Origin of the sequence: Streptomyces sp. NPDC018610 (genome assembly GCF_044391765.1) — a bacterium.
Lineage (GTDB): Bacteria > Actinomycetota > Actinomycetes > Streptomycetales > Streptomycetaceae > Streptomyces.
Window position 1 is genome coordinate 470,218 of record NZ_JBISAL010000003.1, and the last position, 17,135, is coordinate 487,352.

Sequence of the window (17,135 nt, forward strand, 5' to 3'; positions counted from 1 at the left end):
GACCGGTGACGCAACGCGCCGGGTCCCTCGCGGGAGGGAAGTTTCCCGCGCAAGCCGTTCGTGAGCGGTGACGGACGGATAGGGTCCGGAGATCGACGCGGGGCCGGCCCCCGCGGGCGGCCTGCCCCTCACCCGTGTTTTTCCGCACGGGCTGCCCCCACGCGCTCTGGGAGTGACCCTTGGCCACGGTTGACACCGCACCCGCAGAACGGCCCGCACCGCCCGTGCCCCGGGCGCCGTCCCCCTCCATGGCGCTGCCGGCGCAGCCGCGCTCCGCGCCCGCGGTGGAACGGACTCGCCCCAGGGTGCCCGAGCAACCGCCGGCGCGGACGGCACAGACGCTCATCGGATCCGTGCAGCGCGCGATGCGCCTGCTGGAGACCGTCGCCGGGCATGAGCACGGCGCCACCGCCAAGCAGTTGGCGCGCGAGACCGGCATTGCCCTGCCCACGGCCTATCACCTGCTGCGGACCCTGGTCCACGAGGGCTATCTGCACCGAGACAAGGGCCTGTTCTTCCTCGGCGTGGCGGCCGAGCGGCTGAGCAGCAGCGGGGCGGCGCAGAAACGTCGCAGCACGATCGCCGACGCGCTCGGACAATGGCGGGATTCGATCGGTGCGCCGCTGTACTACGCGATGTACCGGGACGGCGAGATCGACGTCCTGTGCGTGTCCGACGCACCGGGCTCCCCCGCCGTCGAGGAGTGGGCCAGCTTCCGGGAGACCGGGCACGCGCACGCGATCGGGCAGTGCCTGCTCTCCCAGCTGGACGAGGACGCCCGCCGCGACCACCTCGACCGCCATCCCGTACGTTCCCTCACCCCGTACACGGTGCGTGACGCACCCACGCTGCTGCGGCGTGTCGAGCGGGTGGGGCGCATGCAGCCGGTGACGGAGCGACAGGAGTACGCGCTGGGCACGGTCTGTGCGGCTGTTCCCATCACCGTGGGTACGGCGGCTGTCACCGTGGCCCTGTCGCTGCCCGCACACCAGGCCGACCGATTGTTGTCCGCCGCGCGGCAGCTGCAGCACGAGGTGGGGCGGAGTGCGGGCTCTCTCGCGCTCGCTATCAGTATCTGAAAACTCACTCCTTGTGATCCGGCGTGTACGTTCAGCAAGATGCCTCAAGTGTCACTTGGATGATTCCCGGCCAGTCGACGGCAGCAGATGACGGGGTAGCGATGCGCGAGTCCGTACAGGCAGAGGTCTTGATGAGCTTTCTCGTGTCCGAGGAGCTCTCCTTCCGCATTCCGGTGGAGCTGCGGTACGAGACCTGCGATCCCTATGCCGTGCGGCTGACCTTCCATTTGCCCGGCGACGCCCCGGTGACATGGGCGTTCGGCCGCGAGCTGCTGATCGACGGAGTGGGGGCGCCGTGCGGGGACGGCGACGTGCGGATCTCGCCCGCCGACACCGACTCCCTCAGCGAGGTGCTGATCCGTCTCCAGGTCGGGCCGGACCGGGCGCTGTTCCGCTCCTCCACGGCACCGCTGGTGGCGTTCCTCGACCGTACGGACAAGCTCGTCCCACTCGGCCAGGAAGGCGCTCTGGCCGACTTCGACGCCCACCTCGACGAGGCGCTGGACCGCATCCTCGCGGAGGAGCAGAGCGCGGGCTGAAGCGTTTCGGCAGCAGGCGTGTGCGGTGACGGACGTCGTACCGCGTGCGCCGGTGGTGAGGACGACGATGCCGCCCCCCGGTCACCGCTTGCGGCGCCTGCCCCTGCCACCGCGTGCCGGAGCGGGACCACCGGCGGCCGCCACGGCCCGGGCCTGCCCCGGACGGTCGGCCGAGACCACGAGCGCGGCGAGCGCCGTGGTGACCGGCACCGAGGCGACCAGCCCGATCGAGCCCACCAGCGTACGGACGATCTCCTCCGCCACGAGCTCGCTGTTGGCGACGGTCCCCATACTGCTCTGCGCGATGGAGAAGAGCAGCAGCAGCGGCAGCGCGGCGCCCGCGTAGGCGAGGACGAGGGTGTTGACGACGGACGCGATGTGGTCGCGCCCGATGCGGATGCCCGCCCGGTACAGCCCTCGCGGGCCCATCGCCGGGTTGGCCTCGTGCAGCTCCCAGACGGCCGAGGTCTGCGTGACCGTCACGTCGTCGAGGACGCCGAGCGAGCCGATGATGACGCCGGCCAGCAGCAGTCCGCTCATGTCGATGGACGGATACAGGCCATGGATCAGACCGGTGTTGTCGTCCGTGTTGCCGGTGAGCGCGGCCCAGCCGATGAACAGCGAGCCCAGGAGGCCGATCAGCACCAGGGAGATCAGGGTGCCGAGCACCGCCACCGATGTCCGGGCGGAGAGGCCATGACACATGTACAGCGCGATCAGCATGATCGCGCTCGACCCGACCACGGCCACCACCAGCGGGTTCGATCCCTCCAGGATCGCGGGCAGGACGAAGAACCTCAGCACCAGGAAGCTGATGGCCAGCGCGACCAGTGCCATGACGCCCCGCATTCGCCCGACGACCACGACGGCGAGTGCGAAGACACCGGCGAGCAACGCCACCGGGAGACGCCGGTTGACGTCGGTGACCGAGTACTGCAGCTCCTTCGGAGCGGAGGGTTCGTAGGCGACCACCACCTTCTGGCCCTGGTGCAACTGCCGGGGCTGGTCGGGCCGCACGATCTCGGTGAACGTACGCCCCTCGTCCTTGCCGGTGTCGACGCGGATCGTGGCCTTCCTGCAGGTGCCCGACGCCTGCGCCTGGGCGGAGGCGCCCTCGGCGGTGGAGGTGTCGCCGGTCGGCGTGTCCCCGGAGGTGTTCACCGTCCTGCAGCTCACCGCCGCCACCTGAGTGACCGTGGCCTGCTGGGTCTGCCGGTCGAAACCGACGCCGGTGCGCTGGTGGGAGGGCGTGCCGCCGGGCCAGAGCACGGTGAGGCCGACGAGCACCGCTGCGGCGAACGGGATCAGGATCGCCGCGATGACCTTGCGCAGGTGCTTCGAGACGGGGGCGGCGGGGCCGTGACTGTGACCGTGCGCATGCCCGTGACCAGGCGCGTGCCCGGATTCCTGCCCGTGTCCGTCGGCGGTCCCGCGCCCCGGTTCGGGCGGCGGATGGGGGAACTGGTGTGTCGTGGTCACCGCCCGATCATCGCAAGTACGGCGGAGGCCCCCTGTTCACCGCGCCACAAATGGCGCTAGCGTGGGGGCACCTTTGCACACGCGGGAGCTCGGAGCACCGGGCTGAGAGGGCGCTGACCTTCGTCTCGCGGTGTTTCACGTGGAACGAGCGATGTTCCACGGGGGACACCGACGGACGGGAGCCGCTGCGTCGACCGCCGAACCTGTTACCGGGTAATGCCGGCGTAGGGAGTAGGTCTCATGACCAACAAGGACGCACGCACGCCTGCCTCCACGCAGCTGTCCAGCGACGGGGAGCGGAACGCTCCCCACGGGGAGGCCGGGAAGTCCATCGGCTGGCACAAGGGGTACGTCGAGGGCTCGCGCCCCGACCTCCGGGTGCCGGTCCGTCAAGTGCACCTCACCAACGGTCAGTCGGTCACGTTGTACGACACATCGGGCCCATACACCGATCCACTCGTCGAGACGGACGTCCGCAGGGGGCTGTCGCCGCTGCGGGAGAACTGGATCATCGCCCGCGGTGACACCGAGGAGTACGCGGGCCGCCCCGTCCGTCCCGAGGACGACGGCATCAAGCACACCTCGCCGCGCGGCGGTCTGCGCAACCTCGACGCGGTGTTCCCGGGCCGGCCGCGTCAGCCGCGCCGCGGGCGCGACGGTGGCGCGGTGACGCAGCTCGCCTACGCGCGCCGCGGGGAGATCACGCCGGAGATGGAGTTCGTGGCGGTCCGGGAGAACGTCGATCCCGAGGTCGTCCGCGAGGAGATCGCGGCGGGCCGCGCGGTGCTGCCGGCCAACGTCAACCATCCGGAGATCGAGCCGATGATCATCGGCAAGCGATTCCTGGTGAAGGTCAACGCCAACATCGGCAACTCCGCGGTGACGTCCTCCATCGAGGAGGAGGTCGAGAAGATGACCTGGGCGACCCGCTGGGGCGCCGACACGGTCATGGACCTCTCCACCGGCCGCAACATCCACACCACGCGGGAGTGGGTGCTGCGCAACTCCCCCGTTCCCATCGGGACGGTGCCGCTCTACCAGGCCCTGGAGAAGGTCGACGGCAGGGCCGAGGAACTGACCTGGGAGATCTACAAGGACACGGTCATCGAGCAGGCCGAGCAGGGCGTGGACTACATGACCGTCCACGCCGGCGTGCGCCTGGCGTACGTGCCGCTGACCGCCAACCGCAAGACCGGCATCGTCTCGCGCGGCGGCTCGATCATGGCGGCCTGGTGCCTCGCGCACCACAAGGAATCGTTCCTGTACGAGAACTTCGAGGAACTCTGCGAGATCCTCGCCGCCTACGACGTGACGTACTCCCTCGGGGACGGCCTCAGGCCCGGTTCGATCGCGGACGCCAACGACGAGGCGCAGTTCGCGGAGCTGCGCACGCTCGGGGAACTCAACACGATCGCGAAGCGTTACCACGTACAGACCATGATCGAGGGCCCGGGACATGTCCCGATGCACAAGATCAAGGAGAACATCGACCTTCAGCAGGAGATCTGCGATGAGGCTCCGTTCTATACGCTCGGCCCGCTGACGACGGACGTCGCTCCGGCGTACGACCACATCACCTCGGGCATCGGCGCCGCGATGATCGCGTGGTGGGGCACGGCCATGCTCTGCTACGTCACGCCCAAGGAGCACCTGGGCCTGCCCAACCGGGACGACGTCAAGACCGGCGTGATCACCTACAAGATCGCCGCCCATGCGGCCGACCTCGCCAAGGGGCACCCGGGGGCGCAGGAGTGGGACGACGCACTGTCCGACGCCCGCTTCGAGTTCCGGTGGGAGGACCAGTTCAACCTGGCCCTCGACCCGGACACGGCACGGGAGTTCCACGACGAGACGCTTCCGGCGGAGCCCGCCAAGACGGCGCACTTCTGCTCGATGTGCGGGCCGAAGTTCTGCTCGATGAAGATCAGTCAAAGCATCACCGAGCGGTTCGGCGGTAGCGCGGCGGCGGGTTCGTCCGCCGAGGAGATCGCCGAGGGGATGCTGCAGAAGTCGAAGGAGTTCGCGGCGAGCGGGAACCGGGTGTATCTGCCGCTGGCCGACTGATCGGCGGTGGTGGCGCGGCGGCGATGACGGCGTCGGCCGGGCGGGGGCGCTTGAAGAGTGGCGGTCGGGCGGGTTCGGACGGAACTCGTCCGCACCCGCCGGTGCGGACCGGCCCTGCCGGGCCGGCGGCAGCGCGAGGACCCGTCCGTCCCGCCCGTCCCGTACGGTCGCGTCGGGGCCCCTGAAGCACCCGGGGCCCCGTCGTTCCGCCGGGGCGGCTCTTCGGGCCGCCCCGCCCGCGTCGCCGGCCGCCATGGCGCAGTGCGGAGTGGGAGGCGCAGCCCCGTCTACTCCGGCTGGTGCTCCGGGCCGCCGAAGTCCGGGCTGGTGAAGTCGGGGCTGGTGTAGCGCGGCCGGGCGCTCGGGACTCCGTCGTCGGGGCTGCTGAAGCCCGGTCGGCCGTAGCCGAGTTGTGGGATGCGGTCGCCCGGTTCCGCCCGGTCCCTCCGGCGCGGTGCGGTGGAGGGACCGGCGAGCGCATCGCGCAGGAACGGCAGGATGCCGCGCTCGAGCAGCGCGTCGCGCCATGCGTCCCTGGCCTGCTCGACCTCCTCGTGGAGCCCGGCGCCGGGCTCGGGCGAGGGATGGTTGCGCAGGGCGGTGAGCAGCAGCGCGGTGCCGGCGACGACGATCGCGGCCGCGGTCACGGCGCCGAACACCCAGCCGGCGGTGATCATGGTCTGGGCGAACGCGGGTGCCGGGTCGAGCATCTTCAGGAGGTAGCCGACGAGGAGGAAGACCGTCGCCGCTATGCCCGCGAGGACCGGGGCGAGGACCGCGACGACGGCGCCCGCGCCCGCTCCGGTCGTCTCGGCGGCCGCCCCGGCCGTGGCCGTGCCCTGCTCCGCGGAGCCGGCACCGAGGACGGACGACGAGGCGGACGAGGTCGCCGGGACGGCCGTCGGCCGGCGCAGTTCCTCACGGATCTTCACGTAGTGCTGGTACTCGGTCGCGGCGGCCACCGTGATCAGGGCCGTCGCGCCGAGAGCCATGGTGCGCAGCTGTTCGGTGGTGAGCCGCTGTCCGATGGCGGCGAGTTCCGGGCGGTGTGGGGCGGAGCGCAGCGCCTCATCGAGGATCCGCTCGAATTCCTGGCGGTCCTCACTCAGCAGGTACTGCGGAACGCTGTTCATGTGCATCCCCCGATGCTCCGTAGGGCTGGGGGCTCGCATGGCGACGAGCCGTCGGGCAGAAACGGAGGGGAGCCTGCTACGGATAAGCCGATGGTAGAGCCGTCACGGCGCGAGGTGACAGGGGGTTTCCACAAATTGCGTGCCGACCTGGGCCGTCGGCGGGGGCCCGACGGCAGGACGCGGAACGGTCAGTTGTCCAGCGGCAGTTGCCGGACCAGCAGCTTCCCGGCCATGGTCACGCCGCCGTCCATCGCGATGGCGAGCCCGTCGGCGTAGACGTGGGGTCCCTCCACCACCGGACCGGCCGCCTCGTCGCCCTCCTCGGAGCCGACCTCGCCCAGCAGGTAGGGAATCGGGCTGTGGCCGTGAACGATGCGGGTGCCGCCGTACGTATCGAGCAGGGAGCGCACGGCGTCGGCGCCGCCCTCGTCGCGGAAGGAGAAGCGCTTGGTGAACTTGCGGAACAGGTCCCACACCTCGTCCGCGTCGTTGCGGGTGAGCGCCTCGCGGACGGTGTCGTTGACCTCTTCGATCGAGCGGCCGTAGTCGAGGTAGGCGGTGGTGTCGGAGTGCACGAGCAGATAGCCGTCGACCTCCTCGACCGCGTCGAGGCGGGCCATCCACTGCAGGTGGTGGTCCTGCAGGCGGTCCATGTCGGACTTCTGACCGCCGTTGAGCAGCCAGGCCGCCTGGAAGGTGGCGGTGCCCGCGCCGGAGTTGACCGGCGTGTCTCCGAACCGCCGGGCGCCGAGCAGCAGCAGCTCGTGGTTGCCCATGAGCGCCTTGCAGTAGCCGCCGGCCGCGGCCGCCTCGGCGGACAGTCGCATCACCAGGTCGATGACGCCGATGCCGTCCGGGCCGCGGTCGGTGAAGTCGCCGAGGAACCACAGCCGTGCGGCCCCCGCGCACCACTGGCCCGCGGCGTTGATGAGGCCCTGCTCCTGGAGGGCGGCGACCAGCTCGTCGAGGTAGCCGTGCACGTCGCCGACGACGAACAGCGGGCCGGGACCGGCGGCCGGCTGCTGGGCGGCCGGCGCGGGCGTCGGCGCGGTGCCCGCCTGGAGTGTGTCGCCGCGGTTGATGACGGGCAGGTCGCGCTCCGTGGGCGTGTACGCGTCGGGGTAGCCCTCCGCGGCAGCCGGGTAGCCGGGCTCGGCCGGCGGCACGGGCTCGGCCGCATGGCTGTGGGCGTACGGACCGGTCTCGTTCACATACGCGGGCACTCGGAAGTCACGCAACGTCGCCGTCCGCTCCACCTCGGGTCCCTGACCGGCCCCCTGAGTCATCGACCCCTCCACCATCGCGCCGCATCTGCACCGCTTCGGACTGCCTGGTCGCAGCGGCCCGCGGTGTCGTGGGCCCATCATAGGAATGCGGATCGCGCCATGTGATGACCCAGGGGTGGTGAATCGGAACAGGACTCAGGTTCACTGCGGCTTTCGCCCCGGTTGGGCACTCTTCGGCGGTCCCGCGACCGGCTGTCCCTACTGCTCCTCCGGTGCGCGTGGCGGGCTGACCGTCGTGCGCGGCGGGCGTCGCTGGGACGAGGTGCGCACGATCAGCTCGGTCGGTATGACCTGCTCGACCGGGTGGTCCGACTCGACGCCCTCGATCGCGTCGATGAGCAGTTGGATGACGGCCGTGCCGATGCGGCGCGGCTTCAGGGAGAGCGTGGTGATGGGCGGCTCGGTGCTGGCGTACACGGTGGACTCGCTGCAGCAGACCAGCAGCAGGTCCTCGGGGACCCGCAGTCCGTAGCGGCGGGCGGCGGCGAGCAGGTCGGTGCCGTTCGGGTCGAACAGTCCGTAGACGGCGTCGGGCCGGTCGGGGCGCGCCAGCAGCCGGTCGGCGGCGACGGCGCCGGCGCACGGGTCGTGGGCGGGATAGGCCTCGTAGACCGGGTCCTGGCCGACGCGCTCGCACCAGTGCAGGTAGGCGGTGGTCGACAGATGGGTGTACGTGTCGGTCGTGGTGCCGGTGAGCAGGCCGATGCGGCGGGCACCGGCTTCGGCGAGGTGGTCGAGGATGCCCAGGACGGCGGCCTCGTGGTCGTTGTCGACCCAGGCGGTGACGGGCAGCGAGCCGACCGGGCGGCCGTCGCTGACCACGGGTAAGCCCTGGCGGACGAGTTCGCTGACCACCGGGTCCTGGTCGGAGGGGTCGATGACGACCGTGCCGTCCAGGGCGACGTTCGACCACACGTCGTGGCGGGAGGTCGCGGGCAGGATGACGAGGGCGTAGCCGCGGGCGAGCGCGGCCGAGGTGGCGGCCCGGGCCATCTCGGCGAAGTACGCGAACTCGGTGAAGGTGAAAGGTTCATCCCCGTAGGTGGTCACGGTCAGGCCGATGAGGCCGGACTTGCCGGTACGGAGGGTGCGGGCGGCGGCGGAGGGCCGGTACCCCAGCCGGTCGGCCACCTCGCGGACATGGCGGCGGGTGGCGTCCGGGAGTCTGCCCTTGCCGTTGAGGGCGTCGGAGACGGTCGTGATGGAGACTCCGGCGGCGGCGGCCACGTCTCTGATGCCCGCCCGGCCCGGCCGGCTGCCTCGGCGTGAGGTTTCCGCGCGGCTCACCTGGTGCTTCCCTGCTGCTGTCATGGCGAGCCGATAGTAGGGCTCATGCGGTGGGGTAGCGCGGACGCATATGCACGCGTTGACAGGCACGTTTCTGCATGATCAAGATCGATTAATGGCCTGCGAAACAGAGCTGGTTGACCGATCTGGCCGCAGGACGTGATGCGGTGGCAGGTGTGAGCCTGCCGTGCTTCCGAGGTCTCGAAGAGGTCTCAACTCACCTTGACGGGGGACGCGCGCCACGGCGCGAGCCACCGGCGCATAGATATATGTGCGATGCGCCCCCGATTCGCGCTCATTTGTGCCGTGGTGCCTGTGATGCCAGTGTGACGGACGAGGCCGGAAACCGGCAGGAGTGATGGCCGCCGACCCATACGCACCGGCGGCCAATCCTCATAAGGTGTGCAGTATTGGAAAGCCGGTGTGGTCACGAGGAGGACTGCGGTGAGCGAGACGAACCCGAAGCTGCGCGCCGAGCTGGAGGGTATCCCCACCTACAAGCCGGGAAAGCCCGCAGCGGCCGGTGGCCCGGCAGCGTACAAGCTGTCCTCCAACGAGAACCCCTACCCGCCGCTGCCGGGTGTCATGGAGACCGTGACGGCGGCCGCCTGCTCCTTCAACCGGTACCCGGACATGGCGTGCACCGCGCTGATCGAGGAGCTGGCCGAGCGCTTCGGTGTTCCGGCCTCCCACGTGGCGACCGGCACCGGTTCCGTCGGTGTCGCCCAGCAGCTGATCCAGGCCACCAGCGGCCCCGGTGACGAGGTCATCTACGCCTGGCGGTCTTTCGAGGCCTACCCGATCATCACCCAGATCAGCGGGGCGACCTCGGTGAAGGTGCCGCTGACGCCGGGCGAGGTGCACGATCTGGACGCGATGGCGGACGCGATCACCGACCGCACCCGGCTGATCTTCGTCTGTAACCCCAACAACCCGACGGGCACGGTGGTGCGGCGGGCGGAGCTGGAGCGCTTCCTCGACCGGGTGCCCGGCGACGTGCTGGTCGTGCTCGACGAGGCCTACCGCGAGTTCATCCGCGACCCCGAGGTGCCCGACGGCGTGGCCATCTACCGTGACCGGCCCAACGTCTGTGTGCTGCGCACATTCTCCAAGGCGTACGGCCTGGCCGGGCTGCGGGTGGGCTTCGCGATCGCCCATGAGCCGGTGGCGGCGGCGCTGCGCAAGACGGCCGTGCCGTTCGGCGTGAGCCAGCTGGCGCAGGAGGCGGCGATCGCCTCGCTGCGGGCCGAGGACGAGCTGTTGGGCCGGGTCGGCTCGCTGGTGTGCGAGCGCACGCGCGTGGTCGACGCGCTGCGCGCGCAGGGCTGGAACGTGCCCGAGACGCACGCCAACTTCCTGTGGCTGCGGCTGGGGGAGCGCACGGTCGCCTTCGCCGAGGCGTGTGAGCAGGCGGGTGTGGTCGTCAGGCCGTTCGCGGGTGAGGGCGTGCGAGTGACCATCGGGGAGACCGAGGCGAACGACATCTTCCTGAAGGCGGCGGAGGCGTTCCGCAAGGAGGCGTGAGCGGTCCCGCGGTCCTTGAGGGCCTGTCCGGCGGCGTGGTCTTCGTGTGACACGTCCGCTCGGACGGGCCCTCAGTCGTTCACGAGCTCCACGCGTACCGGATCGCCGGCGCGGACGGCCGTCAGCAGGCGCGGGTCGCCATCGATCCGGCCGAGGACGTTGCACGGACTCGCGAGGCGGCATTCGTCACCGCGCGAGATCGGCGTGGGCCCGTAGGGGAGGGCCAGCGCGTCACCGTCGGTCCAGAACGCGACCGTGCCGGGATCGACGACCTGCCGTGCGTCGGTTTCACGTGGAACACGGATGCCGGTGTCGAAGTAGACCTCCTCGCCCCAGGTGTGGGCGGAGGAGACCAGCGGAAGTTCCGCGGCGAGGGCGCGCGCGGTCGGGGTGTCGTCGAGGCTGGCGACGAGGTGTCCGGTGGGCCAGGAGATGCGTATCTGCATGGCGTGCAATTCAACAAGTTGTTGAAGTCCTTGCCAAGGGGTCGACGCGAAGGTGAAGGGGGACCCCCGGTGCCGCGTCGAAAATCGGTACGTCATAATTGCTTGTGAATGTGAACGCGTTCACAAGCTAGTCCGATTGCTGCCCTGTTGTGTAGGACACATCAGGGCAAACCGTCACCGTGACCACGGCGACGTAAGGAGAGTGACGACGTGGACCTGGCTTTGGCGCCGGAGACGCTGGCGCGCTGGCAGTTCGGCATCACGACCGTCTACCACTTCCTGTTCGTTCCCCTGACGATCTCGCTGGCCGCTCTGACGGCAGGACTGCAGACCGCCTGGGTGCGCACGGAGAAGGAGAAGTACCTCAGGGCGACCAAGTTCTGGGGCAAGCTCTTCCTGATCAACATCGCCATGGGTGTGGTCACCGGCATCGTGCAGGAGTTCCAGTTCGGGATGAACTGGTCGGACTACTCCCGCTTCGTCGGCGACATCTTCGGTGCCCCGCTCGCCTTCGAGGCCCTGATCGCGTTCTTCTTCGAGTCCACCTTCATCGGCCTGTGGATCTTCGGCTGGGACAAGCTCCCCCAGAAGATCCACCTGGCCTGCATCTGGATGGTCTCGCTCGGCACGATCCTGTCGGCGTACTTCATCCTCGCGGCCAACTCGTGGATGCAGCACCCCGTCGGCTACCGCATCGACAAGGCCAAGGGCCGCGCGGAACTCACCGACTTCTGGGCGGTCCTGACCCAGAACACCGCGCTCAGCCAGGCCTCCCACACGCTCTCCGCCGCCTTTCTGACCGGTGGCGCCTTCATGGTGGGCATCGCCGCCTACCACCTCGCCCGCAAGAAGCACGTGGGCGCGATGAAGACCTCTTTGCGGCTCGGCCTGATCACCGTGGTCATCGCCGGCCTGCTCACCGCGATCAGCGGCGACACCCTCGGCAAGGTCATGTTCAAGCAGCAGCCGATGAAGATGGCCGCCGCCGAGGCCCTGTGGGACGGGCAGGAGCCGGCCCCGTTCTCGATCTTCGCCTACGGCAATGTGGAGAAGGGCCACAACACGGTCGCCATCGAGATACCCGGCCTGCTGTCCTTCCTGGCGGACGACAGCTTCAGCTCCTACGTCCCCGGCATCAACGACGTCGACAAGGCCGAGCAGCAGAAGTTCGGGCCCGGCGACTACCGGCCCAACATCCCCGTGACCTTCTGGGGCTTCCGCTGGATGATCGGGTTCGGCATGGCGTCCTTCGCCCTCGGCATGGCCGGACTCTGGCTCACCCGCAAGAAGTTCCTGCTGCCGCAGCACCTGCGCGTCGGCGAGGACGAGGTGCCGCACCTGGTGCTGTTCAAGAACAAGGCGCTCGGGCCGCAGCTGACCACGTGGTACTGGCGGATCGCCGTCTGGACCCTCGCCTTTCCGCTGATCGCCAACTCCTGGGGCTGGATCTTCACCGAGATGGGGCGCCAGCCGTGGGCCGTCTACGGCGTGCTGCAGACCCGGCAGGCGGTCTCCCCCGGCGTGTCCCAGGGCGAGGTCATCACCTCCATCGCCGTCTTCACGGCGCTCTACGCCATCCTCGCCGTCGTCGAGGTGAAGCTGCTCGTGAAGTACGTCAAGGCCGGCCCGCCCGAGCTCACGGAGGCCGACCTCAACCCGCCCACGAAGATCGGCGGCGACGTCCGTGACGCCGACAAGCCGATGGCCTTCTCGTACTAGGCCGAGGGAGGCACTGTCATGGAACTGCACGACGTCTGGTTCGTCCTCATCGCCGTCCTGTGGACCGGTTACTTCTTCCTGGAGGGCTTCGACTTCGGAGTCGGCGTCCTCACCAAGCTGCTCGCCCGGAACCGGGCCGAGAAGCGGGTGCTGATCAACACCATCGGTCCCGTCTGGGACGGCAACGAGGTCTGGCTGCTCTCCGCGGGCGGTGCCACCTTCGCCGCCTTCCCCGAGTGGTACGCCACGCTCTTCTCCGGCTTCTACCTCCCGCTGCTGGCCATCCTGGTCTGCCTGATCGTGCGCGGGGTCGCCTTCGAGTACCGGGCCAAGCGGCCCGAGGAGAACTGGCAGCACAACTGGGAGACCGCGATCTTCTGGTGCTCGCTGATCCCCGCCTTCCTGTGGGGTGTGGCCTTCGGCGACATCGTGCACGGCGTGAAGATCGACCGGAACCTGGAGTACGTCGGCGGTCTCGGCGACCTGCTCCACCCGTACGCGCTGCTCGGCGGACTGGTCACCCTCACGCTGTTCACCTTCCACGGCGCGGTGTTCACGGCGCTGAAGACCGTCGGTGACATCCGGGAGCGGGCGCGTAGGCTCGCGCTGCGGGTGGGCCTGGCGACGGCGGTGGTGGCGCCGGTCTTCCTGCTGTGGACCCAGGCCGACACGGGCGACGCACGGAGCCTCGGGGCGCTGATCGTCGCTGTCGTGGCCCTGGTCGCCGCCCTGGCGGCCAATCAGGCGGGACGGGAGGGATGGTCGTTCGGATTGTCCGGCGTCACCATTGTGGCCGCCGTGGCGATGCTCTTCCTGTCGCTCTTTCCGAACGTCATGCCGTCCACCCTCGACCCGAGCTGGAGTCTCACGGTAACCAACGCCTCGTCCAGCCCGTACACCTTGAAGATCATGACCTGGTGTGCGGGGATCGCGACGCCGATCGTCCTGCTCTACCAGGGATGGACGTACTGGGTGTTCCGCAAGCGGATCGGCACGCAGCACATAGCCGAAGCCGCGCACTGAGTCCGAACGGGGTGTGTTTCACGTGAAACACACCCCCTGGGGCCGAAGGGCATGTTTCACGTGAAACCGATCGATCCGCGTCTCCTCCACTACGCCCGGGCCACCCGGTTCTTCCTGCTGGCCGTCGTCGGTCTCGGCGCCCTCGGCGCGGGGCTGGTGATCGCCCAGGCCATGCTGATCGCCGAGACCGTGGTCGGCGCGTTCCAGCACCGGATGACGGTCGGCGAACTGCGCACTCCCCTGCTGCTGTTGGTGGCCGTCGCCTGCGGCAGGGCGCTGGTGTCCTGGCTGACCGAGCTGGCCGCCCACCGGGCGAGCGCGGCGGTCAAGTCCGAACTGCGCGGACGGCTGCTGGAACGGGCGACCGCGCTGGGTCCCGGCTGGCTGAGCGGGCAGCGCACCGGCTCGCTGGTCGCCCTGGCCACCCGGGGGATCGACGCCCTGGACGACTACTTCTCGCGCTATCTGCCGCAGTTGGGGCTCGCGGTGGTCGTCCCGGTGGCGGTGCTGGCGCGGATCGTCACCGAGGACTGGGTGTCGGCGGCCATCATCGTCGCCACCCTGCCCCTCATCCCCGTCTTCATGATGCTCATCGGCTGGGCCACGCAGTCCCACATGGACCGCCAGTGGCGGCTGCTGTCCCGGCTGTCCGGGCACTTCCTGGACGTGGTCGCGGGCCTGCCCACCCTGAAGGTGTTCGGCCGGGCCAAGGCGCAGGCGGAGTCCATCCGGCGCATCACCGGCGAGTACCGCCGGGCCACCCTGCGCACCCTGCGCATCGCCTTCCTGTCCTCCTTCGCCCTGGAACTGCTGGCTACGCTGTCGGTGGCCCTGGTCGCCGTCACGATCGGCATGCGGCTCGTGAACGGCGACATGGACCTGTACGTCGGCCTGGTGATCCTCGTGTTGGCGCCCGAGGCCTATCTGCCGCTGCGCCAGGTCGGCGCGCAGTACCACGCGGCGGCTGAGGGGCTGGCCGCCGCCGAGGAGATCTTCGCCGTCCTGGAGACCCCGGCGCCGCCGGCCGGCTCGGGCGCCGTCCCCACGGGGACGCTGGCCTTCGAGAACGTGGGCGTCCGCTACCCCGGCCGCGCGGCGGACGCCGTGTCCGGGGTGTCCTTCACCGTGGAGCCGGGGGAGACCGTCGCCCTGGTCGGGCCGAGCGGCACGGGCAAGTCGACCCTCCTGAACGTCCTTCTCGGCTTCGTCAGGCCCACCACGGGACACGTGCGGATCGGGGGAGCCGATCTCACCGGCCTCGACCTCGATCAGTGGCGCTCACGCATCGCCTGGGTACCGCAGCGGCCGCACCTGTACGCCGGGACGATCGCCGAGAACGTCCGGCTGGCCCGGCCCGACGCCGACGACGCCGCCGTCCGCACGGCCCTGGCCGACGCGGGCGCGCTGGAGTTCGTGGCCGCGCTGCCGGACGGAGCGGACACCGTGCTCGGGGAGGACGGCGCAGGGCTCTCGGCCGGGCAGCGGCAGCGGCTCGCGCTCGCCCGGGCCTTCCTCGCCGACCGTCCCGTCCTGCTGCTCGACGAGCCGACCGCCGCCCTGGACGGCGCGACCGAGGCCGAGGTCGTCGCGGCGGTACGGCGGCTGTCGGCCGGGCGGACCGTGCTGCTCGTGGTGCACCGGCCCGCGCTCCTGGAAGCGGCCGACCGAGTGGTCCGGCTCGACGGCGCCGAGTCGCGGCAGCCCGTACGCACCGCGGTGCCCACTACCGGACCGCGCCCGGGGGAGACACCGCCGGGAGAGGAGCTCGGGCCGGCCGAGACCGCGCCCGCCGAGAAGCCCACGGGCCGGGGCGCCTTGGCCCGCGTCCGTGCGATGGCCGGTCCGCGCCGCGGCCGCCTCGCGCTCGCCCTGCTGCTGGGCACCCTCGCCCTGGGCAGCGCGGTCGGCCTGATGGCCACGTCCGGATGGCTCATCTCCCGGGCGTCGCAGCACCCGCCCGTCCTCTACCTGATGGTGGCCGTGACGGCGACCCGGACCTTCGGCATCGGTCGGGCCGTCTTCCGGTACGCCGAACGGCTCGTCTCGCACGACGCGGTGCTGCGGATGCTCGCCGACACCCGTGTCGCCGTCTACCGGCGGCTGGAGCGGCTGGCGCCCGCGGGGCTGCGCCGGATCCGTCGGGGCGACCTGCTGACCCGGCTCGTCGCCGACGTGGACGCGCTGCAGGACTACTGGCTGCGCTGGCTGCTGCCCGTCGGCGCGGCGCTGGCCGTCTCCGCCGCCTCCGTCGCGTTCACGGCCTGGCTGCTGCCCGAGGCCGGCGTGGCGCTCGCCGCCGGGCTGCTCGCGGCCGGAGCCGGTGTCCCGCTGGTCACCGGCGCCGTGGCACGGCGCGCCGAACACCGGCTGGCCCCCGCGCGTGGCGCCCTGGCGATCAGGGTGGCCGATCTGCTCACCGGGACCGCCGAGCTGACGGTCGCGGGCGCGCTGCCCGACCGCACCGTCCGGGCGCGGCGTGCCGACGCCACGCTCACGCGGATCGCCTCACGCGCGGCCACCGCCACCGCCCTCGGCGACGGGCTCACCGCGCTGGTCTCGGGACTCACCGTCGCGGCGACGGCCCTCGTCGGCGCCCAGGCGGTCGCCGACGGGCGTCTGGGCGGAGTGACCATGGCCGTGGTCATCCTCACCCCACTGGCCGCCTTCGAGGCGGTGCTCGGGATGCCGCTCGCGCTGCGGTACCGGCAGCGGGCGAGCCGCAGCGCGGAACGCGTCCACGAGGTCCTCGACGCCCCCGAGCCGGTCCGCGAGCCCGAGCGGCCGCGGAAGGCGCCCGCGGTGCCGTTCCCGCTCACCGTCAAGGGGCTCGCCGCCCGGCACCCCGGGCAGGGCCGGGACGCGCTCGTTGGCCTGGAACTGACGCTCGAGCAGGGCCGCAGGGTCGCCGTGGTCGGGACGTCCGGGGCCGGCAAGACGACGCTCGCGCAGGTGCTGCTGCGGTTCCTCGACCCGCGGGCGGGGTCCTACACCCTCGGCGGGGTCGACGCGTGCGCCCTGGACGGCGACGACGTACGACGGCTCGTCGGACTGTGCGCCCAGGACGCGCACCTCTTCGACAGCTCGGTGCGGGAGAACCTGCTGCTCGCAAGGAAGGACGCGACCGAGGCCGAGTTGAGGGACGCGCTCGCGCGGGCCCGGCTGCTGGACTGGGCCGACACCCTGCCCGACGGCCTCGACACGCTGATCGGCGAGCACGGCGCCCGGCTGTCCGGTGGACAGCGGCAGCGGCTGGCCCTGGCCCGGGCGCTGCTCGCCGACTTCCCGGTCCTCCTGCTCGACGAACCGGCCGAACACCTCGACCTGCCGACCGCCGACGCGCTGACCGCGGACCTGCTGGCGGCCACGGAGGGCCGTACGACGCTGATCGTCACCCATCGGCTGGCCGGGCTGGAGGCCGTGGACGAGGTGATCGTCCTGGACGAGGGCCGGGTGGTCCAGCGAGGGCCGTACTCGGAACTGGCCGCGCTGCCCGGACCGCTGCGGCGCATGGCCGAGCGCGAGGCCGCGGCGGACCGGCTGGTGGGGGCGCGGTAGC

The 17,135-nt window shown here is 70.8% G+C and carries 12 protein-coding genes and 1 riboswitch; of the genes, 7 read left to right on the plus strand and 5 right to left on the minus strand.

Annotated elements, in window-relative coordinates:
- Window positions 1-248 precede the first annotated feature (248 nt).
- Window positions 249-1,079: an IclR family transcriptional regulator gene (locus tag ACH5A8_RS11535; RefSeq protein ID WP_399000672.1), complete on the plus strand. Its 831-nt coding sequence runs from the start codon at window positions 249-251 to the stop codon at window positions 1,077-1,079.
- 101 nt (window positions 1,080-1,180) lie between these two features.
- Window positions 1,181-1,618, plus strand: a complete 438-nt coding sequence (locus tag ACH5A8_RS11540) for an SsgA family sporulation/cell division regulator (protein WP_399000525.1) — start codon at window positions 1,181-1,183, stop codon at window positions 1,616-1,618.
- Between the two features lie 81 nt (window positions 1,619-1,699).
- On the opposite strand, the gene ACH5A8_RS11545 is transcribed toward ACH5A8_RS11540, so the two are convergent.
- On the minus strand, window positions 1,700-3,097 hold the full coding sequence (locus tag ACH5A8_RS11545; protein ID WP_399000527.1) for a YibE/F family protein: 1,398 nt from the start codon (window positions 3,095-3,097) through the stop codon (window positions 1,700-1,702).
- A 71-nt stretch (window positions 3,098-3,168) separates the two neighbouring features.
- A riboswitch (TPP riboswitch) is annotated at window positions 3,169-3,345 on the plus strand.
- On the opposite strand from ACH5A8_RS11545, the gene thiC reads away from it, so the two are divergent.
- Window positions 3,338-5,161 carry a phosphomethylpyrimidine synthase ThiC gene (gene thiC, locus ACH5A8_RS11550; RefSeq protein WP_399000529.1) on the plus strand — a complete coding sequence of 608 codons (1,824 nt, stop codon included), beginning with the start codon at window positions 3,338-3,340 and terminating at the stop codon, window positions 5,159-5,161. (Overlaps the previous riboswitch by 8 nt.)
- A gap of 287 nt (window positions 5,162-5,448) precedes the next feature.
- On the opposite strand, the gene ACH5A8_RS11555 is transcribed toward thiC, so the two are convergent.
- The 3 genes from ACH5A8_RS11555 to ACH5A8_RS11565 form a co-directional block, all read right to left on the minus strand.
- Window positions 5,449-6,300 carry a hypothetical protein gene (locus ACH5A8_RS11555; protein ID WP_399000531.1) on the minus strand — a complete coding sequence of 284 codons (852 nt, stop codon included), beginning with the start codon at window positions 6,298-6,300 and terminating at the stop codon, window positions 5,449-5,451.
- Between the two features lie 182 nt (window positions 6,301-6,482).
- Window positions 6,483-7,595 carry a metallophosphoesterase gene (locus ACH5A8_RS11560; RefSeq protein ID WP_399000533.1) on the minus strand — a complete coding sequence of 371 codons (1,113 nt, stop codon included), beginning with the start codon at window positions 7,593-7,595 and terminating at the stop codon, window positions 6,483-6,485.
- 183 nt (window positions 7,596-7,778) lie between these two features.
- The gene (locus ACH5A8_RS11565; protein ID WP_399000535.1) at window positions 7,779-8,891 is read right to left on the minus strand and encodes a LacI family DNA-binding transcriptional regulator; all 1,113 of its coding nucleotides are present in this window, start codon (window positions 8,889-8,891) and stop codon (window positions 7,779-7,781) included.
- Window positions 8,892-9,311: 420 nt separating this feature from the next.
- Between ACH5A8_RS11565 and hisC the strand changes: the two genes are divergently transcribed.
- Window positions 9,312-10,391, plus strand: coding sequence for a histidinol-phosphate transaminase (gene hisC / locus ACH5A8_RS11570; protein WP_399000537.1), 1,080 nt, complete (start codon window positions 9,312-9,314; stop codon window positions 10,389-10,391).
- Between the two features lie 71 nt (window positions 10,392-10,462).
- On the opposite strand, the gene ACH5A8_RS11575 is transcribed toward hisC, so the two are convergent.
- Entirely contained in the window at window positions 10,463-10,837 is a 375-nt protein-coding gene (locus ACH5A8_RS11575; RefSeq protein WP_396318742.1) for a cyclophilin-like fold protein, read from the minus strand.
- Window positions 10,838-11,047: 210 nt separating this feature from the next.
- Here ACH5A8_RS11575 and ACH5A8_RS11580 point away from each other — a divergent pair, with 210 nt between their 5' ends.
- From ACH5A8_RS11580 to cydD, 3 genes are read left to right on the plus strand one after another with little or no spacing between them, the layout of a single operon-like run.
- On the plus strand, window positions 11,048-12,556 hold the full coding sequence (locus ACH5A8_RS11580; protein ID WP_399000540.1) for a cytochrome ubiquinol oxidase subunit I: 1,509 nt from the start codon (window positions 11,048-11,050) through the stop codon (window positions 12,554-12,556).
- Between the two features lie 18 nt (window positions 12,557-12,574).
- A complete protein-coding gene (gene cydB / locus ACH5A8_RS11585; RefSeq protein ID WP_399000542.1) occupies window positions 12,575-13,579 on the plus strand; it encodes a cytochrome d ubiquinol oxidase subunit II in 1,005 nt (334 codons plus the stop codon).
- A 51-nt stretch (window positions 13,580-13,630) separates the two neighbouring features.
- Complete coding sequence (gene cydD, locus ACH5A8_RS11590; RefSeq protein ID WP_399000544.1) at window positions 13,631-17,134, plus strand: thiol reductant ABC exporter subunit CydD; 3,504 nt, start codon at window positions 13,631-13,633, stop codon at window positions 17,132-17,134.
- Window position 17,135: the final 1 nt, after the last annotated feature.